Below are 19372 nucleotides of genomic sequence, written 5' to 3'. Positions count from 1 at the left end.
CGAAGCTCTGGCCTAGTCCAGGGTACCCTGCGTGAAGAAATGCTTGCGGATCTGCTGCACGAGCGCGGTGAAGACCGGATCCGACATCGCATCCAGCGAGCGCGGGCGCGACAGCGGCACGTCGTAGATCGCGGCGATCGCGCCGGGGCGTTCGGTCATCACGAGCACGCGGTCGGCGAGGAATACGGCCTCGGGAATCGAATGCGTGATCAGCAGCACCGTCTTGCCAGTCTCGCGCTGGATCCGCATCAGCTCGACATTCATGCGCTCGCGCGTCATCGCGTCGAGCGCGCCGAACGGCTCGTCCATCAGTATGATCTTGGGATCGTGCACCAGCGCGCGACAGATCGAGGCGCGCTGCTGCATGCCGCCGGAGAGCTGCCAGGGCAGCTTCTTCTCGAAGCCCTCCAGCCCGACCAGCTTCAACAGATCCTTGGCGCGTTCGACATACTTCGCGCGCGGCAACCCCTTCATGTCGATCGGCAGCATCACGTTGGAAAGGATGTTGCGCCATGGCAGCAGCAGCGCGTTCTGGAACACGATGCCGACATTGCCGTGCGGCTTGGTCACGACCTCGCCCTCGACCAGCACCTCGCCGGTCGTCGGCGGCAGCAGGCCCGAGATCATTTTCAAAAGCGTGGACTTGCCGCAGCCGCTTGGGCCGACCACGACAAAGAACTCGCCGTCATTGATGGTGAAATCGAGCGGACGCAGCGACGGCACGTCGCCGTCGCGGGAACGGTAGGTCTTCGACACGCCCGACAGCGTAATGCCGGGCGTCGCGCCGGCCGCACGATCCGACACCAGGCGCAAATGTGCGCCCGGCTGGCTGATATCGATTGATTTGGTCGCGGGGTTCATCGCAGCTTTCTCCCCCCGTCGTCCCGGCGAAGGCCGGGACCCATACGCCGTGCACCATCATCGGGGCACGCGGGGAGAGACCTTTCGCAGCAATCGGGGCCGGTGGTTATGGGTCCCTGCTCCAGGTGCGCAATTGCGCACCGAGGCCGGGACGACGGCGGGATATGGCTCACGAGTTGCCCTTCGGCAGGTAGTCGTTGGTGTAGAACGCCTTCGGATTGTCCTTGGCCTTGGCATCGAGGCCGCCATATTCGACCATCAGATTGACCGAGTCGGTCATGTTCTGGTCGGTGACCTGGAACGGGCGCTTGGCCTTGGTTTCCGGCGTCCGGTACAGCGGGATCGTCAGCTCAAAACCCTGGGTCAGCGTATCGATCTTGCCGCCCTTCGGGTTGGCGTCGAGGATCGACTGCGCCGCGGCCTTCGGCTCCTTCTCGGCGGCTTCGACGGCCTTGGTGGTCGCCGACATGAAGCGGCGCACCAGGTCGGCATTGGCCTTCACATAGTCGGTGTTGGCGATGATACCCGAGGACACCATGTTGATGCCATAGTCGGCGAACTTGATCGGATAGACGTCCTTGCCGGTGGCGTCCTTGATCTTCATCGACTGGTCCATGACATAGCCGAGCAGCAAGTCTGCCTGGCCGTTGATGACCGCGTTGAGCTTGGTCTGGCCGTCGCCGGCGACGGTGTGGAAATCGCTCTCCTTCAGGCCTGTCTTCTTCAGGAACAGCGGCCAGATCTGGGTCATCGAATCCGCCGGCGTGATCGCGACCGTCTTGCCTTTGATGTCTTCCGGCTTCTTGATATTCTTGTCGACAAAGCCCATCGCCGACATCGGGCTGGTCTGCAGCAGCACGCCGGTGGCGATGACCGGCGCGCCCTTCACTGCGGCGCGCATCATCGTGGGCACGTCGACATAGCCGAAATCGGCGGTCTTGGCGGCCACCGCCTGCGTGGTCGCGGCCGAGCCGCGGCCTTCCTGGATCTCGAGATCGATGCCCTCCGCGGCATAGATGCCCTTGGCCTTGCCGTAATAGAACGGCGCGTGCTCGCCATAGACGTACCAGTTCAGCATCAGCACGACCTTGTCGGCCGCTGAAGCCGGCGCCATCGCAAGCACGGTCCAAGCCAGTGCGGCACTCACGACCGCAATCAAACGCGTCATTGTTGTTCTCCCTGCATGCCGCAGCCCTTGCTTGGACCGCTTGTTCAGTTGGTGCCCTACGAAGCGAAGATGATGTCGTCGCGCTGGCTGACGTGCCAGGGGATCACCAGCCGCTCGATGCGGTCGACGATCCAGAACAGGATGACGCCGAGCAGCGCCAGGATCACCAGCGCGGCAAACATCGTCGGCAGGTCGAAGGTGCCGATCGAGCGCTGCATCACGTAGCCGATGCCGGAATTGGAGCCAACGAACTCGCCGACCACCGCGCCGACCACGGCCAAGGTCACCGAGACCTTCAGGCCGGAGAAGATCGCGGGCATTGCGTGCGGCAGGTTCACCGCGCGGAACACCTGGAAGCGGCTGCCCTGCATCGCGCGGGCAAGATCGACCATGTCGGGGTCGACCGACTTGAAGCCCTGCACCGCCGAGACTACCACCGGGAAGAAGCCAAGCAGGAATGCCGAGATCACCTTCGGGATGATGCCGAAGCCGAACCACACCACGAACAGCGGCGCGATCGCGATCTTCGGCACCGATTGGGAAAACACAAGCAGCGGATAGATGTAGCTCTCCACTGTCTTGGAGCCGGCGATCAGCATCGCCACGGGAATGCCGAACAGCGCCGAGAGCAGGAAGCCACAAAGCGTGGCGTAGGTGGTCGGCCAGGATTGCTGCAGCAGTTCCGGCCAGTCGGTCCAGAGCACCGCGACGACGTCGCCGGGCGACGGGATCTGGTAGGCGGGGATGTGGAACAGGCGGATCGAGAGATCCCACGCGGCCACGATGACCACCAGGAACAGGAACGGGCGCAGCCACGCCGCATTCAGCACCCTCGATAGGCCAGAAGGGCTCCTTGCCTCCGCCACGTCACGCTCCCTTGTCTGTTCTCGCGACAGAAATTAACCCGTTGGATAAATACTGTCCAGCCCCTCAGGCGCGGCAAAATCGCGCCGAAATCTGCGACTTTCGTCAGGTGGAAATGATACCGGTGATGTTCAGCCCGTTATTGCGAGCGAAGCGAAGCAATCCATCCACGCATGCGGGCAAATGGATTGCTTCGTCGCAATCGCTCCTCGCAATGACGCTTGCGGCGGCTCCTGACTACGCCAGCCGGTGTTCCACCCGCGGCAACGCCGGTATTTTCAGCTTGCCGAGTTCAGCCGTGGCGTTTCCGGTCAGCGCCGCCAGCACCAGCGCGGTCATGTGCGCCAACCGCTCGTCGCGCGCGTCCTTCTTGAGCAGGTCGCGGCCGAAGATCACGCTCAGCGTCGCGCTGTTGGAGAGGTAGAAGAACGCCAGCCCGGCGATCGAGATATACAATTGCACGGGATCGACCGCGACGCGGAAGTCGCCGCTCTCGACCCCGCGCGTCACCACGGTGCGGATCATCTCGACAAAGGGCGAGTGCATCGACTTGACCTTGGTCGAGCGCTTCAGATGCTTCGCCTTGACGAGATTTTCCGTGTTGAGCAGTGCCAGGAACTCGGGATTGCGCAGAAAATAATTCCAGGTGAAGTCGATCAGGCGCCCGATCGCCTCGGGCGGATCGAGGTGTTCGAGATCGAGCGTGCGCTCCTCGGCGCGGATCTTCTCATAGGCGCCTTCCAGCACCTCGAGATAGAGATCCTCCTTGTTGCCGACGTGGTAGTACAGCATCCGCTTGTTGGCGCCGGCATTGGCCGCGATGCGGTCGACGCGCGCGCCGGCAAGGCCGTAGGCGGCAAACTCCTGCTTGGCCGCCTCGAGAATGCGCAGCCGCATCCCCTCGGGATCGCGCTGCCATTTCAATATTCGCTTTGCCTTGGCCAAACTGGTCGCTCGGTGATGCGGGATTGGCGAATGTAGCACGGCATGCGCGATTTGAGAACGAATGTTGTGATGGTGACGATCTCCGTCATTTCACGGGAACGACGGAAGTATGTCCTCATCCACCGCTGTCATCGCCCGGCCTGTGCGCAATGCGCACATGGACCGGGCGACCCAGTAAGCCGCGGCCTCTCGGTTCGATCACCATTGTCTCTGGAGGACGGGCCTACTTGCCCTTCTCCGGCGACGGCTGCACCAGCAGCGTCGGCACCCCACACGTTCCGTTGCGCACCGTCATCACCCGCGTGCCGGGCTTGCGGCCGGTTCTGATATCGGAGACGTCGACGCCGGCCGCGGCCAGCCGCGCATGGGTCGCCTCGATGTCGGCGACGCGCCAGCAGATGCCGCGGAGACGATCCGGCGCGTCGGCGTCCGCTTTGCCCGGCTTGTGCGTGACTTCGACGACGAGGTCGCCGCAGCGGAAGAACATCAGCCGCCCCCATTCGGGGTGCGAACGGTCGAGCGCCATGTCGAGGCCGAGCCGCGCCCCATAGAGTGCTGCTGTGCGTTCGGGGTCGACGGTCGACACCACGACGTGATCCATTGCCGTGATCGAGGCGGGCATGGTGCGCACCGAAAGCGGCCGCTCCTGGTCGCGCTCCATGAAGAACATGCGGATGCCCCGCGTCGCATCGGTCGCTGCGCGGGTGCGCTTCCACGACAGCGCGGCGCCGCTCGCCTCGTCGCGGCTCTCGACCTCGGCGACCGGCTCGGGCTTCAGCGCCAGCCGGTCGAGGCGGCGATGCATTTTCGCAATATCGCTGCAACGGAAGCAGAGGCTCGCCAGCCCCTCGCCCTGCGTTGCCAGCGCGGTACGCACCCGCCGCGCGGCCGCATCGTCGCCGCGCGGCGCCATCAGCTCCAGCGTGGTGTTGTCGAGCGTGAACAGCACCCGGTCGGCGCCGTCGCCGCTGTTGCGCCAGGCGGGGCTGCGCGCAAACAGCGTCTCATAGGCGGCGCCGGCGGCGGCAATGTCGGAGGTCAGAACGACGACGTGATCGAGACCGGTGATCATGGCTGGCGCTTCCGCGAATCTGCCGTCATTGTGCTCTCCATCTGTTGCAGTCGGAACCGCGGGCGGCGGGCAGCCGTTATGCCGGATGCCAGGGGACGATGCCAAGCCCGGCGCTCTGGCGCGATCATCTCTAGCCGCAAACCAGGCAGAGTTGCGAATATTTTCAGCGAACTCGGCCGACCAGCGGTGCTACTCTGCCGCGCCGGCCGGGACCACACCAAGCCACGACGGAAAGCGAATGCAGGCTCTCTTCATCGGACAGACCTATATCGACGTCACCTTCATCACAGATCACATGCCAGTTGGCGACGAGAAGCACGTCGCGGACGCCTACGCGGTGTCGTTCGGCGGCAACGCCGTCACCGCGGCCTTCTGCTGTGCCAAGCTCGGCGTCGTGCCGGACCTGATCGCCACCATGGCCAATGACTGGCTCGGGCGGATGTTCTGGGACATGGCCGACCGCTACAGCATCTCGATGCATCCGCGCAAGGTGAACTCCTCCTCGCTGTCCTTCATCATGCCCAAGGACGGCAAGCGCGCCATCGTGCGCTGCCGTGACGACCAGCACATCCACCCCTTCCCGCTGCTCAATCTGCAGGGCTGCCGCGCGCTGCATATCGACGGCCACCAGCCGGACGCCGCGATCCACTACGCGAAACTCTGCCGCGAAGACGGCATCTTGACCTCGCTCGACGGCGGCGGATTGCGCACCAACACCCATGAACTGCTCGCATACATCGATGTCGCGATCGTCGCCGAACGGCTCTGCGAGCAGATGGACAAGACGCCCGAGCAGATGCTCGACTACCTTAAGGAGCGCGGCTGCAAGGTCGGTGGCATCACCATGGGCGAGCGCGGCCTGCTCTGGTATGACGAGGCTGGCGCGGTGCGCACGCTGCCGGCGTTCCCGATCCCGCGCGAGCGCGTGATCGACACCAACGGCGCCGGCGACGTCTTCCACGGCGCCTACATCTATTCCTACCTCGCCAACCCGAGCAAAGGCTGGCAGGAGCATTTCAAGTTCGCCCGCGCGGCATCGACCTTCAAGATCCAGAAGCTCGGTAACGAGGCCGGCCTGCCGACGCTGGCCGATATCGCGGCCGTCAAGCAGGAGTTTCGGGCGGACGCCTGATCGGGGTTAAGGCATGGGGCGCGTCTTCGTCGCAGGCAGCATCAACATGGACGTGGTGGCGACCGCCGAGCGCCATCCGCGGATCGGCGAAACCGTCGCCGGCGATTCCGTGCTGTATTTTCCCGGCGGCAAGGGCGCCAATCAGGCGGTGGCGTCGGCCAAGCAGGGCGTGCCGACCACGCTGGTCGGCCGGCTAGGCGCCGACGCTTTCGGGCAAGGGCTGAAGACGTTTCTAGCTGCGCAGGGCGTGGACCTCAGCTTCGTCAAGGACAGTCCCGGCACGCATTCCGGCACCGCGATCATCACCGTCGCAAACGCCGACAACACCATCGTGGTCGTGCCGGGCGCCAACGCGCTGGTCGACGGCGACGACATTGCCGCGCCTGGCCTCGCGAAGGGCGACGTGGCCGTGAGCCAGTTCGAGATCCCGCTGCCGACGATCACAGCCTTCTTCAAGCGCGCCCGCGCCGCCGGCGCCACCACCGTGCTCAATCCGGCGCCGATGAAACCGGCCAATACCGCGCTGCTCGATCTCGTCGACATCCTGATCCTCAACGAGACCGAGCTCGGCCAGCTCACCGGCACGGAGCTGTCCGTGACCGACGCCGCGGGCCGCTATGCCGACGCCGCACGAACCTTGGCGCAAGGCAGGATCGTCTGCGTCACCCTCGGCAAGCGCGGCGTGCTGGCGCTGGTGGATGGCGAGCAGCTGCTGGTGCCCGGTCGCGAGGTGAAGGCCGTCGACACCACCGGCGCCGGCGACTGCTTCGTCGGCGCGCTCGCCGCACAGCTCGCCTCCGGCAGCAAGCTGCGCGACGCGCTCAGCTACGCCAACGCCGCCGCCTCGATCTGCGTGCAGCGGATGGGCGCCGCGCCGTCGATGCCGACGGCGGAAGAGGTGAACGCTGTCCTCAATTCGTAGGGTGGGTAGAGCGTAGCGAAACCCACCATCTTTGCTACGGAACGAAGCTGATGGGTTTCGCTTCGCTCTACCCATCCTACGAGCTTTGCCCACCCTACAAGATCAACCCAGCGCGCTCTTCAGATCGAAGCTCGAATCCGCCGCCTGCTCCGGCGTGATCGAGCCGCCGGCGCCGAGCAGCCTGCGGCCGAACATGTGATCGCCGGCGCGGTTGACCGACTCGATGCCGAGCAGTGTGTCGCCCTGGTAGCAGAACGCCGAGAACGCCCCCTGTGCGCGGTCGCCGCGCACCACGACGCGGTCGTAGCCGGTGGTGAGGCCGGCCATCTGCAGCTTGTCGGGGCCCTGGTCGCTCCAGAACCAGGGCAGGCCGTCATAGACCTCGGTCTTGCCGGTCAAGCGCGCGGCCACGCAGCGCGCATGGTCGGTCGCGTTCTGCACCGATTCCAGCCGCAGCGATCCGCCGAAGCGCTTGCTGGTATAGAGCGCACAATCGCCGATCGCTGATACATTCGGATCGGCGGTCGACAGATGCTCGTCGACGATGATGCCGGATGCCACCGGCAAGCCGGCCTCGCCCGCGAGCTCCACATTCGGCAGCACGCCGACGCCGACCACGACGAGGTCGGCCGGGATATGCGTGCCATTGCTCAGGCTGACGCCGGTGACCTTGGCGCCACTGGCCTCGATCGCCGTGACCTGAACGCCGAGATGGATGCGGATGCCGGCAGCTGTGTGCCGGGCCTGCGAGAACTCGGAGATTTCAGCAGTCACCGCTCGCGCCATCACCCGCGGCGCGAGCTCGACCACGTCGACCTCGAGCCCCTTGCCGCGCGCGGTGGCGGCAAATTCGAGCCCGATGAAGCCGGCGCCGATCACGACGACGCGCATGCCTGGCGCGATCAGGTCGCGCAGCGCCTGGCTCTCGTCGAGGATGCGCAAATAGCGCACCCCGTCGAGTTTCGCATTGGGAATATCGAGCAGCCGGTTCCGCGCGCCGGTCGCGAACACCAGATGACCGTAGTCGAGCGTACCGCCGGAGGCGAGCGTCACCTTGCGCGCGTTGCGGTCGATTGCATGGGCGCGATCGGTGATCAGCTCGATCTTGTTGTCCTGGTAGAACTTCTCAGGTCGGAACATCAGGCTTTCGGGCCCGCCGGTTCCCTTCAGATAGGCCTTCGACAAAGGCGGCCGCTGATACGGCAGATGCCCCTCGTCGTTGAGCAGCGCAATGCGCTCGGCAAAGCCGGCCTGGCGCAGCGACGCCGCGAGCTGGAAGCCGGCGTGTCCGGCGCCGACGATGATGACTGCACCCGTCATCGCAACAACCCAGATACGAGCAAGCAGGAGTGACCCATGCTGTTTCCTCTTTGTTGATGTTTAGCTTGCTTGCCCCGTCCCCGCAGCGCTCGTGTCTGCGTACCGAAGGCGGGTGCCATTTGGCCTCATGGCCCGCGTCGGCGCAAGGGGGTCCGTGCCTGAAACGCCCGGCCCTGAGGCAGGCTGGATTGCCAGCCGTGCCGACAGGGCCTTAAATGACCGCAAACAACAAGCCCAAGGTCTTCAATATGCCAGAAACCGCCTCAGCCAATGACCCCGCCCTGCTCCGGGTCGACGGTCCCGTCGCGACCATCACACTGAACCGGCCCGCCGCGTTCAATGCCATCGACCTGGCGATTGCGAAGAAGCTCGAGCAGCTCGGCGCCCAAATCGAAGCCGACAAGAATATCCGCGTTCTCGTCATCGAGGGCGCCGGCCGTGCCTTCTGCGCCGGCGGCGACCTGCAAACCATCGGCGCCGCCGCCGAGGCCAACAACATTCCGCCAGTGGTCGGCGAGCTGCTCAGGCATTACCATGCCTTCATCACGTCGCTGCGGCGGATGCCGAAGCTGGTGCTGGCCAGCGTGCACGGCTCCGCAGCCGGCGCCGGCCTGTCGCTCGCCTTCGTCGCCGATCTCTGCATCGCCGCCGAGGACGCCCGCTTCACGCCGGCCTACGCCAAGATCGGCGTCTCGCCCGATGGCGGCGGCACCGTGGGACTTGCCGCCAGCGTCGGCTCGCGCCGCGCGCTGCAGATCTTCCTCGCCGAGGACGGCTTTACCGCGCAGCAGGCCCAGCAATGGGGCCTCGTCGCCAAGGTGGTGCCGGCCGCCGAGCTGAAGGCGGCAACCCGCGAGTTCGCATTGCGGCTCGCGCACAACGCCCCCGCCGGCCTCGCGGCCACCAAGGCGCTGATCCATCAGGCGCCGACCACGCCGATCGAGGCTCAGCTCGATGCCGAGCGCGACGCGATCATCGCCTGCATGGACACCGACGAGTTCCGCGTCGCGGTGAAGAAGTTCACCAGCAAATCGAAGTAGCAGATCGGCTAATTCGGACAGATGTAGCCCTTGCCGCCCGGCGCCTTGAAGCAGCCGACCGATTCCGGGATCACCTGTTTGGGCAGCCACAGCACGACCTTCGGGAAATAGATCGTGAAGCAGATCGTGACCAGGAACACGACGTAGATCGGGAGTGCCGCACGCAAGGCTTTTGCAAAGCTGACGCCGACGAATTTCGAGGCCATCAGCAGCACAAGTCCATAGGGCGGCGTGATCAGGCCGAAGGCCAAAGTTGCGATCAGCACCACGCCCATATGGACGCCATTGATGTCGCCGGCCTGGGTCAGCGCGTTGACCAGCGGCATGAAGATGATGATGGTCGGCACCGGCTCGATGAAATCGCCGACCACGGTGAACAGCAGCACCATCAGCAGCATGATGAGATGCGGATCGTTGCCCGCGATCGAGGTGATCCAGTCGGCGATGACCATCGCGCCCCGGAGATAGGCGAGCATCCAGCCGAATGCGTTCGCGGCGCCGATCGTGATCAGCGGCAGCGAGAAGATCAGGCCGGCGAGGCAGAAGTCGTACGGGATCTTCTTCAGGTGTCCGCGATTGAGCGCGGGGATCACGACCAGGATGATGTAGACCACCGCGACCACGCCGGCTTCGGTCGGCGTGAACCAGCCGGTCAGGATGCCGCCGAGCAGGATCACCGGGATCATCAGCGGCAGCGCGGCGTCGCCGGCGGCGAAAACGACTTGGCGCAGCGGCGCGCGCGGTTTGCGCAGGCCGGATGGGCCGAAGAAATAGCAGTAGATCATCAGCCCGAAGCCGATCATCAACCCGGGCACCACGCCGGCCATGAACAGGCCGGCGATCGAGACGTTGCCGACCGCGCCATAGACCACCGCCGTGATGCTCGGCGGCACCAGCGCCGCGATGGTCGAGGCGGAGGCGATGATTGCGGCGATGAAGGCCGGCTCGTAGCCTTCCCGCTTCATCGGTCCGCCGAGCGCCCGGCTCATCACCGCGACGTCGGCCGTGGTCGAGCCCGACATCTCCGAGAAGAACATGCTGAAGACGACCACGACCTGCGACAGCCCGCCCCTGATATGGCCGACCAGCGACACCGACAGATTGGCGATCCGGACCACGACATTGGCCGAGCTCATGAGCTCGCCGACCAAGAGGAAGAACGGGATCGCCAGCAACGCCTCGGAATCGACGCCATCGAAAATCTTCTGGATGATCGCAGCCAGCGAGACATCCGACAGCATGGCGCCGACGAACACGCCGGCCATCAGCGAGAACGGCACCGGCACGCCGAGATAGCCGAAGAACAGGAAGCAGAACGACATCAGCGCCAGCACGACCGGCGCGCTCACGGCTGCGCTCCCGTCACGCTGCTGTCGATCACGGGAATCGGGAGGTCCTCGTCCGGCGGCTCCGGATGATCAAAGCCGTTGCGGATGCCGTTGACGAGTTGCTCGATCGTGAACAGGCCGATCAGGATGCCGGACAGCGGGATGATGGCGTAGAGCGAGGCGATCGGCGTGCCCGACGGCAGCCGGAAGCTGCCGAAGCCGCGCAGGTAATTCTGATAGCCGTACCAGACCAGGCAGAACGCGACGCCGAGCACCACGAGCCGGATCACGATCTCGACGATCAGCCGCGGCGTGCCGTGCATCGCCTCCGAGAGCGCGGTGAGATAGAGATGATCGTTGCGCCGCGTCGCGGCCGCAGCGCCGATGAAGATCGCGTAGATGAACAGCGTCGAGGTCACCTCCTGCAGCCACAGCCAGGGATGGCCGATGGTGCGGGTGACGATGTCGGCGGTGACCGAGAGCGAAAAGCCGAAGCACAACAGCCCGCACAGCATCATCAGGATCAGTTCGAGCCGATCCAGCGCCCGCCATTTCAGATGCCGCTGCCGTTGCAGCACCAGTCGGTCGGCGATGGCCATCGCACCCGCTCCGTCGATCGGCCCCTAGTTGATCGCGCGGATCAGTTTCTCGATCTTCTCGGCGTGCGGGCCGAGCTCCTTGGCGAGCTTGTCGAGATAGGGATCGGCGATCGCGGTGAAGCTCTTCTTGTCCACGTCATCGACCACCTTGACCCCCAGCGATTTCAGCTTGGTCAGCGCGGTCCGCTCCAGGTCAAATGCCTTGGCCGGCTCCTTGGCGCTGACCTCGTTTGCGGCCGTCTGCACCCACTGCTTCTGCTCGGCGGTGAGGCTCTGCCACAGCTTGTCGGAGACGAACACCAGCGCGTTGTTGGCTTCGTGCTCGGTGATGTTGAGCACCGGTGCCACCTCGTAGTGCTTGTTGACGAGGTAGACGTTGATGCTGTTCTCGGCGGCATCGACCACGCCGGTCTGCAGCGACGTATAGACGCTGCCGAACGGCATATGCACCGTCTGCGCACCGTAGGCCGGGAACATGGTGTCCTCGGTCGCTGTGGCCTGCACGCGGACCTTCATGCCCTTGAGGTCGCCGACGTTGTGGATCTCCTTCTTGCCGTAGATGTGCCGCACGCCCTGCGAGCCGGTGCCGATCACATGCAGGCCCTGCGCGGTCTCGTCGATCATGGTCTTGATCGCGTCGTACACCTGCGGGTCCGCCAGCGCCTTGATGACATGGGCCTCGTTGCGGAACAGGAAATGCAGCGACATCACGCCGGCCTGCGGCGAGATCGTCGCAGTGTTGGCGGAGGAGATGATCGCGAACTCGATATCGCCCGACTTGACGAGTTGCAGCAGCTGCGGCTCCTGGCCGAGCTGGGCGCCGGGATATTGATCGACGATCATGGTGCCCTTGCTCAATTCCTTGAGCTTCTCGGCAAACAGATCGCCGGCGATCGAATATCCGGTGTTGCGCGGCTGGTCGTAGGCGAAGCGGAAGTGCTTGACCTCCTGCGCGCCGACTTTCGCCGGCAGCAGCAGCGCTGCCGCGGCCATGGCGATCCCGACGATCCTGGCTGAAGTGCCCATCGCGACGTTCCCCCTGTTTTTATTTGACCGGATCATCCCATCAGTCCTGCGGGATTGTCAATAAAACAGAGGTATGAAGCCGTTCGCGCCTCGATAAACCGATTGCACTACAAGGATTATCGACAATTGCACACCAGCTACTTGCCCTTCTCGCGCATGAAATCGAAGTCGCAGCCCTCGTCGGCCTGCAGGATGGTCTCGTTGAAGAGATGGGCGTAGCCGCGCTTCGCCCAGTCCGGCGTCTTCGCCGGCGCCAGCGCGGCGCGGCGCTTCTGCAACTCGGCCTCGTCGACCAACAGATCGATGCTGCGCTTGGCGACATCGAGCCGGATCATGTCGCCGCTCTTTACCAGCCCCAGCGGGCCGCCGACGGCGGACTCCGGCGTGATGTGCAGCACGATGGTGCCGAACGCGGTGCCGCTCATCCTAGCGTCCGAGATGCGCACCATGTCCTTGACGCCGGTACGCGCAAGCTTCTTCGGGATCGGCAGATAGCCGGCCTCCGGCATGCCCGGCGCGCCCTTGGGGCCGGCATTGCGCAACACCAGCACGTCGTCGGCGGTGACATCGAGCGCGGGATCGTCGACCCGCAAGGTCATGTCCTCGACCGACTCGAACACCACCGCGCGCCCGGTGTGCTGCAGCAGCTTGGGGCTCGCCGCCGACTGCTTGATGACGGCGCCGCGCGGCGCGAGGTTGCCGTGCAGGATCGCCATCGCGCCTTCGGCCTTGATCGGGTTAGCCTTGGAGCGGATCGCGTCCTGACCAGGCACCTCCTCGGCGCCGGCAACGATGTCGCGCAAGGTCTGGCCGGTGATCGTCCTGGCGTCGAGATCGAGCAGATCGCCGAGTTGCGCCATCAGCTTCGGCACGCCGCCGGCATGATGGAAATGCTCCATGTAATGCTCGCCCGACGGCTTGAGATCGACCAGCACCGGCACCTCGCGGCCGAGCTTGTCGAACGCGGCAAGATCGATCTTGTGAGGCGAGCGGTTGGCGATCGCGGTCAGATGAATGAGCCCGTTGGTCGAGCCGCCGATCGCCTGCATCACGATCTGCGCGTTGCGGAACGAGGACGGCGTCAGGATTTCGCTCGGCTTCGGGCCCTTCACCTTCGCCATCTCGGCTGCCACACGGCCGCTCGCCTCGGCGAGGCGGAAGCGCTCGGCATGCGGCGCCGGAATCGTCGCGCTCATCGGCAGCGACAGCCCGAGCGCCTCGGTGACGCAGGCCATGGTCGAGGCCGTGCCCATCACCATGCACGTGCCCACGGAAGGCGCGAGCCGACCGTTCACCGCCTCGATCTCCTGGTCGTCGATCTCGCCGGCGCGATACTTGCCCCACAGCCGGCGGCAGTCGGTGCAGGCGCCGAGCACCTCGCCCTTGTGATGGCCGACCACCATCGGCCCGACCGGGATCACCACCGTCGGCAGATCGGCGCTGACGGCGGCCATGATCTGCGCCGGCAAGGTCTTGTCGCAGCCGCCGATCACGATGATCGAGTCCATCGGCTGGGCGCGGATCATCTCCTCGGTGTCCATCGCCATCAGATTGCGCAGATACATCGAGGTCGGATGCGCGAAGCTCTCGGCGATCGAGATGGTCGGGAACACGAATGGCATCGCGCCCGACAGCATCACGCCGCGCTTCACCGCCTCGATGATCTGCGGGACGTTGCCGTGGCAGGGGTTGTAGTCGCTATAGGTGTTGGTGATGCCGACGATGGGGCGGTTGAGCGCGTCGTCCGAATAGCCCATCGCCTTGATGAAGGCCTTGCGCAGGAACAGCGAGAAGCCCGCATCGCCGTAGCTGGTCAGTCCCTTGCGCAGTCCGTCGGCCATTTTCTTGGTTCCCTTGGGTTGTTCAGGGGCACTTAAGGAGCGGCACGAATTATTGTCAATACAAGATAATCCGACCGGAATCGGTCGCCGAATCGAGGCAAAATCACCCCCATTATTGACAATAGCCGCCACCGCGTGCTGACGTCAGGCATCAGTCCCAAGCCAAGACGCATGAAAGCCCAGCCCGCACCGCCAGATGTCGTCCAGCCCCTCTCGCGGGAGGAGGAGCAGGCCGTCGTGATCCGCCGGCTGGAGGAGGATATCATCTTCGGCCGGTTCTCCCCCGGTTTGCGGCTGGTCGAGGACACGCTGATGCAGCGCTACAGCGCCAGCCGGCACTTCGTGCGGCAGGCGCTGTTCCAGCTCGAGCGGCAGGGCATCGTGCTGCGCGAGAAGAATGTCGGCGCCACGGTGCGGTTCTATTCGTCGGACGAGGTGCGGCAGATCTACGAGGTGCGCGAGATGCTGACGCGGCAGGCGGCGCTGATGATCGCCCTGCCCGCGCCGTCGGGCCTGATCGATCATCTGAGCGAGCTGCAGCGGCAGTATTGCGTCAAGGCGGATGCGCAGGACATGCGCGGCATCCACGAGACCAACGATGCGTTCCACATCGCGCTGTTTTCGGCCTGCGGCAATCCCTATCTGGTCCGCTCGCTGCAGGACTACATGAACCTGACCCTGCCGATGCGCGCGAAAAACCTTGCCGACAGCGACGGCCTCGCGCTGTCGCGCCGTCAGCACGAACTGATGATCGAGCTCTTGAAGGGCCGCGATAGCTGGGCGCTGGCACAGCTCTGCGTCGATCACATGCAATACAGCAAGGCGGACTATCTCGACCGCATCGCCAACGACAAAAAGCCGCAATAGCGCGCGATACGCGGCTCCGATCGTGAAGGAGGCGGCGATGCGCCATGTGGTTATCCTGTTCGGGTCGCTCGCTGCACAGCTCGCGCTTGCCGGCGCCTGCGAAGCAGCCGATCCGCGCGCGACCCAGCTGACCTACGAGCCCTGGACCAAGACCTGCCTGACCCAGGCGAGCTGCTTCGTCGGCGCCGCCGCGCACGGCCAATGCGCGCCGTCGGGCGGCACCATCAGCGTCTCGCCGCAGACCAGCAAGCGCGCGCTGATCACCGCGAATGTCGGCACGCGGACCATGCTGGAAGGCACCATCGGCCTGCGCATCGACCAGGACGAGCCGATCCGGATCGCCAACCCGCATTGTTATACGCTCGGCTGCGGCGGCACGGTGCAGGCCGATGGCGAGCTGATCGAGCGGTTGAAGCATGCGCAGACGATCACGATGGAAGCCAGGAACCTGACCGGTCAGACGATCAGCCTTTCCTTTCCGCTCACTCATTTCGCCCAGACCTTCGATGGGCCCGGAAGCGAGCCCAAAGCATCCGGCCAGGGCTCGCAGGATGCGCAGAAGCAGCACATGGAGGCCGTGAAGCAGCTTCCGCAGTGCGACGATTGATCACTTCTTCCAGTCGATGATGCCGCGCGTGTTGCCGTCGAACTCCATGCTGCAGAACGCGCCGCCCTGGTAGAAATCGCCGACCGGATCGGGTGACAGCTTGGCCTGCTCGGCCATCGCGTGCTCGCGGAAATCTTCACCCCTTCCTGTCGGGCGATAGCCGAGATCGTAGGCGCGGTGATTGTCCCACCAGGAGCGTTCGTTGTAGGAGGCGCCGTAGAGCACCTCGAAATGGATGTCGGGATGCTCGAGCCCGATCCGGCAGAGCTGCACCAGATCCTCCGGCTTGAGCCAGATCGAGAGCCTGCGATGGTCGAGCGGCGCCTCGCCGAAATTGCCGATCCGCAGACAAGTCACCTTGAGCCCGTGCTTGTCGGCATAGAGCGCGCCGACCGCCTCGCCGAACACCTTGCTGACGCCGTAGCGGCTGTCCGGCCGCGGCGTGACGTCGGTGCCGATGCGGTGGTGGCGCGGATAGAAGCCGACGGCGTGGTTCGACGAGGCGAAAATCACGCGCTTGACGCCCTGCTTCCGCGCCGCCTCGAACAGATTATAGCCGCCGATGATATTGGCCTGATGGATCTGGTCCCAGGAGCCTTCGACCGAATAGCCGCCGAAATGCAAAATGCCGTCGACGCCCTCGCAGATCGCCTCGACCTGCGCGAGGTCGGCGAGATCGGCCGCCTTGAATTTTTCGTGCGCGCCGAGATCGGAGGGCTGCTTGATGTCGCTCAACAGCAGATCCGGATAGATCGGTGGCAGCAATTTCCGCAGGCTCGTGCCGATTCCACCCGCTGCGCCGGTCATCAAAATGCGTGCCATTCCATCCCTCGTCTGTGCTGATTGCCGCGACCGAATTGCGGTCGCAGGCCGACAATGATAGCAAACCAACCACCGAGGAAACACAACAACGAGAACAGCAAATGTCCGATGTCCATTCCGCCGGCTGGCGTCCCGCGACCTATTACCCCGATCCCGCGATTCATGCACTCGACCCGCGCTTCGAGAAATACTGGCTGAAACTTTCCGCGGTGGAACGCCTCGCCACCGGCCTGCGCTGGGCCGAGGGCCCGGTCTGGTTCGGCGACGGCCGCTATCTCTTGTGCAGCGACATCCCGAACCAGCGTATCCTCAAATGGGAGGAAGAGACCGGCGCGGTCAGCATCTTCCGCAAGCCCTCGAACTTCGCCAACGGCAACACCCGCGACCGCCAGGGGCGGCTCGTCACCTGCGAGCATGGCGGTCGGCGCGTGGTGCGCACCGAATATGACGGTTCGATTACGGTGTTGATCGATTCCTTCGACGGCAAGCGCTTGAACTCGCCGAACGACGTCGTGGTGAAATCCGACGGCGCGATCTGGTTCACCGATCCGACCTTCGGCCTGCTCGGCAATTACGAAGGCTACAAGGCCGCGCCCGAGATCGATGCCAATGTCTACCGGATCGACGGCGCGACGGGGAAAGCGACCATCGTCGCCGAAGGCGTGCTCGGACCGAACGGGCTGTGCTTCTCGCCGGACGAAAAGATTCTCTACGTCGTGGAATCCCGCGGCGTGCCGAACCGCAAGATTCTTGCTTACGATGTCTCCGCCGACGGCAAGACTGTTACCAACAAGCGCATCTTCATCGATGCCGGCCCCGGCACGCCCGACGGCATGCGCTGCGACATCGACGGCAATCTGTGGTGCGGCTGGGGCATGGGCGATCCCGAGCTCGACGGCGTCGTGGTGTTCGCGCCCGACGGCGTCATGATCGGCCGCATCGCGCTGCCCGAACGCTGCGCCAACCTTTGCTTCGGCGGCGTGAAGCGCAACCGCCTGTTCATGGCCGCGAGCCAGTCGATCTACGCGCTCTACGTCAACACGCAAGGCGCATTGGGTGGCTAACTCTCTTCGTCGTCCCGGCGAAGGCCGGGACCCATAACCACCATCGCATGTTGGCTTGACAAGCTGGGGCCGCAATCTTCGCAAAACCCGCGCCCGTGGTAATGGGTCCCGGCCTTCGCCGGGACGACGGTTGAAATTGCGACTTCCAAAACGCCTGACGCCGGAGCGGTGATCCGCCCCGGCGCCAGTAATTCGTCTCTCGCGGCTTGGCTTACGCGGCGTTGAAGCCGGCGACCGCCTTGGCCTCGAGATATTCTTCCAGACCGTAGCGGCCCCATTCGCGGCCGTTGCCGGACTGCTTGTAGCCGCCGAACGGCGCGGAGCGCTCGTTCGGCACGCCCTGCAGGTTGACGTTGCCGGCGCGGATCTGGCGGCCGACGCGGCGCGCGGTTTCCACGGTGTCGGCCGAGACGTAACCGGCGAGACCATAGGGCGTGTCGTTGGCGATCTTCACGGCTTCAGCTTCGTCCTTGGCGCCGAGGATGGTCAGCACCGGTCCGAAGATTTCCTCGCGGGCGATCGTCATGTCGTTGGTGACGTCGGCGAAGATGGTCGGACGAACGTAGAAACCCTTGTTGACGCCCTCGGGCAGCCCCGGACCGCCGGCGACGAGCGTCGCGCCCTCGTCGATGCCCTTCTGGATCAGCGCCTGGATCTTGTCCCACTGGCCGCGGTTGACCACCGGGCCGATGGTGGTGCCGTCGGCGCGCGGATCACCCGCCTTGGTCTTGTCGGCGACGCCCTTCGCGATGGCGGCCACTTCCTTCATCTTGGAGAGCGGCACGATCATGCGCGACGGCGCGTTGCAGGACTGGCCGGAGTTGTTGAACATGTGCATCACGCCACCGGTCACCGCCTTGGTCAGGTCGGCGCCGTCGAGGATGACGTTCGGCGACTTGCCACCGAGCTCCTGGCTGACGCGCTTCACGGTCGGAGCAGCGCGCTTCGCGACATCGACGCCGGCGCGGGTCGAGCCGGTGAACGAGATCATGTCGATATCGGGATGCTCGCTCATGGCGGCACCGACCTCCGGGCCGAGGCCGTTGAGGAGGTTGAACACGCCCTTCGGCACGCCGGCTTCATGGAGGATTTCCGCGAAGATCAGCGCCGAGGTCGGCGTGAACTCCGAGGGCTTCAGGATCATGGTGCAGCCGGCGGCGAGCGCGGGCGCGACCTTGCAGGCGATCTGGTTGAGCGGCCAGTTCCAGGGGGTGATCATGCCGATCACGCCGACCGGCTCGCGCACGATCACGGCGGTGCCCATGGTCTCTTCGAACTCGTACTTCTTCAGCACTTCGAGGGTGTTCATGAGGTGCCCGAGGCCGGCGCCGGCCTGCAGCTTCTCGGCCATCGGCAGCGGAGCGCCCATCTCGTCGGAGACGGCGGCGCCGATCTCCTTCATGCGGCCCTTGTAGACCTCGACGATCTTGGTGAGCAGCGCGACGCGCTCTTCGCGGCTGGTCTGGGAGAAGGTCTCGAACGCGCGCTTGGCAGCGGCGACCGCCTTGTCGACATCGGCCTTGGAGCCGAGCGCAACCTCATACATCGCATCTTCGGTCGCCGGATTGACGACGGGGGTGGACTTGCCTTTGACGACGGGATCGACCCAGGCGCCGTCGATGTAGAATTGCATGCGATTGACCATCGGAAACCTCTTGTACGGGGCGTATGGATAAGGGGAACGGAAGCGTTCGGCAGGCATCCTTGCACGAAAGCAGGGCGAATTGAACCCGCCATATGCGGGGCGCGGCTCGTGCGCACCCACGGGATATAAGGTCGCAGGCGCGGGGCTGGCAAGGCTCCCCCGTCATTCCGGGATGCGCCTCTTGGCGCAGGCCCGGAATCCATTTCACCACCGTTTGCGCGGCCCGATGGATTCCGGGCTCGCGCTTCG

The 19372-nt window shown here is 64.8% G+C and carries 18 protein-coding genes; 6 read left to right on the top strand and 12 right to left on the bottom strand.

Going from position 1 to position 19372, the window contains the following annotated elements:
• Positions 1-12 precede the first annotated feature (12 nt).
• From IC762_RS10735 to IC762_RS10715, 5 genes are all read right to left on the bottom strand, one after another.
• Positions 13-861, bottom strand: coding sequence for an ABC transporter ATP-binding protein (locus IC762_RS10735; protein WP_195788767.1), 849 nt, complete (start codon positions 859-861; stop codon positions 13-15).
• Positions 862-1030: 169 nt separating this feature from the next.
• Positions 1031-2029 carry an ABC transporter substrate-binding protein gene (locus IC762_RS10730; RefSeq protein WP_195788766.1) on the bottom strand — a complete coding sequence of 333 codons (999 nt, stop codon included), beginning with the start codon at positions 2027-2029 and terminating at the stop codon, positions 1031-1033.
• A gap of 56 nt (positions 2030-2085) precedes the next feature.
• Entirely contained in the window at positions 2086-2895 is an 810-nt protein-coding gene (locus IC762_RS10725) for an ABC transporter permease (protein ID WP_195788765.1), read from the bottom strand.
• Between the two features lie 235 nt (positions 2896-3130).
• Positions 3131-3838, bottom strand: a complete 708-nt coding sequence (locus IC762_RS10720; RefSeq protein ID WP_195788764.1) for a TetR/AcrR family transcriptional regulator — start codon at positions 3836-3838, stop codon at positions 3131-3133.
• 223 nt (positions 3839-4061) lie between these two features.
• Positions 4062-4910 carry a VOC family protein gene (locus IC762_RS10715; protein WP_195788763.1) on the bottom strand — a complete coding sequence of 283 codons (849 nt, stop codon included), beginning with the start codon at positions 4908-4910 and terminating at the stop codon, positions 4062-4064.
• A gap of 238 nt (positions 4911-5148) precedes the next feature.
• Here IC762_RS10715 and IC762_RS10710 point away from each other — a divergent pair, with 238 nt between their 5' ends.
• Together IC762_RS10710 and IC762_RS10705 are read left to right on the top strand one after the other, a co-directional pair.
• Positions 5149-6042, top strand: coding sequence for a sugar kinase (locus IC762_RS10710; RefSeq protein WP_195788762.1), 894 nt, complete (start codon positions 5149-5151; stop codon positions 6040-6042).
• Between the two features lie 13 nt (positions 6043-6055).
• Positions 6056-6964 (top strand): ribokinase, encoded by a 909-nt coding sequence (locus IC762_RS10705; protein ID WP_195788761.1) that lies wholly within the window; start codon positions 6056-6058, stop codon positions 6962-6964.
• Between the two features lie 102 nt (positions 6965-7066).
• Here IC762_RS10705 and IC762_RS10700 read toward each other — a convergent pair whose 3' ends face one another.
• The gene (locus IC762_RS10700) at positions 7067-8284 is read right to left on the bottom strand and encodes an NAD(P)/FAD-dependent oxidoreductase (RefSeq protein WP_195788760.1); all 1218 of its coding nucleotides are present in this window, start codon (positions 8282-8284) and stop codon (positions 7067-7069) included.
• A 248-nt stretch (positions 8285-8532) separates the two neighbouring features.
• On the opposite strand from IC762_RS10700, the gene IC762_RS10695 reads away from it, so the two are divergent.
• On the top strand, positions 8533-9324 hold the full coding sequence (locus IC762_RS10695; protein ID WP_195790084.1) for an enoyl-CoA hydratase/isomerase family protein: 792 nt from the start codon (positions 8533-8535) through the stop codon (positions 9322-9324).
• A gap of 8 nt (positions 9325-9332) precedes the next feature.
• On the opposite strand, the gene IC762_RS10690 is transcribed toward IC762_RS10695, so the two are convergent.
• From IC762_RS10690 to IC762_RS10675, 4 genes are all read right to left on the bottom strand, one after another.
• Entirely contained in the window at positions 9333-10673 is a 1341-nt protein-coding gene (locus IC762_RS10690) for a TRAP transporter large permease (protein ID WP_195788759.1), read from the bottom strand.
• A complete protein-coding gene (locus IC762_RS10685) occupies positions 10670-11251 on the bottom strand; it encodes a TRAP transporter small permease (RefSeq protein WP_195788758.1) in 582 nt (193 codons plus the stop codon). The genes IC762_RS10690 and IC762_RS10685 overlap by 4 nt, the downstream gene beginning before the upstream one ends.
• Positions 11252-11275: 24 nt before the next feature.
• Positions 11276-12244: a TRAP transporter substrate-binding protein gene (locus IC762_RS10680; protein WP_246801637.1), complete on the bottom strand. Its 969-nt coding sequence runs from the start codon at positions 12242-12244 to the stop codon at positions 11276-11278.
• 170 nt (positions 12245-12414) lie between these two features.
• A complete protein-coding gene (locus IC762_RS10675) occupies positions 12415-14118 on the bottom strand; it encodes an IlvD/Edd family dehydratase (RefSeq protein WP_195788756.1) in 1704 nt (567 codons plus the stop codon).
• 171 nt (positions 14119-14289) lie between these two features.
• Here IC762_RS10675 and IC762_RS10670 point away from each other — a divergent pair, with 171 nt between their 5' ends.
• Together IC762_RS10670 and IC762_RS10665 are read left to right on the top strand one after the other, a co-directional pair.
• Entirely contained in the window at positions 14290-14985 is a 696-nt protein-coding gene (locus IC762_RS10670; protein ID WP_195788755.1) for a GntR family transcriptional regulator, read from the top strand.
• A 37-nt stretch (positions 14986-15022) separates the two neighbouring features.
• A complete protein-coding gene (locus tag IC762_RS10665; protein WP_195788754.1) occupies positions 15023-15592 on the top strand; it encodes an invasion associated locus B family protein in 570 nt (189 codons plus the stop codon).
• On the opposite strand, the gene IC762_RS10660 is transcribed toward IC762_RS10665, so the two are convergent.
• Positions 15593-16414 carry an NAD-dependent epimerase/dehydratase family protein gene (locus tag IC762_RS10660; RefSeq protein ID WP_195788753.1) on the bottom strand — a complete coding sequence of 274 codons (822 nt, stop codon included), beginning with the start codon at positions 16412-16414 and terminating at the stop codon, positions 15593-15595. It abuts the gene before it with no gap.
• A 101-nt stretch (positions 16415-16515) separates the two neighbouring features.
• Here IC762_RS10660 and IC762_RS10655 point away from each other — a divergent pair, with 101 nt between their 5' ends.
• The gene (locus IC762_RS10655; protein WP_195788752.1) at positions 16516-17478 is read left to right on the top strand and encodes an SMP-30/gluconolactonase/LRE family protein; all 963 of its coding nucleotides are present in this window, start codon (positions 16516-16518) and stop codon (positions 17476-17478) included.
• Between the two features lie 211 nt (positions 17479-17689).
• On the opposite strand, the gene IC762_RS10650 is transcribed toward IC762_RS10655, so the two are convergent.
• Positions 17690-19123, bottom strand: coding sequence for an aldehyde dehydrogenase family protein (locus IC762_RS10650; RefSeq protein ID WP_195788751.1), 1434 nt, complete (start codon positions 19121-19123; stop codon positions 17690-17692).
• Positions 19124-19372: the final 249 nt, after the last annotated feature.

Source organism: Bradyrhizobium genosp. L, assembly GCF_015624485.1.
Taxonomy (GTDB): domain Bacteria; phylum Pseudomonadota; class Alphaproteobacteria; order Rhizobiales; family Xanthobacteraceae; genus Bradyrhizobium.
The sequence above is the reverse complement of the archived record's forward strand: the minus strand, read 5'-3'. Positions and strand labels throughout refer to the sequence as shown.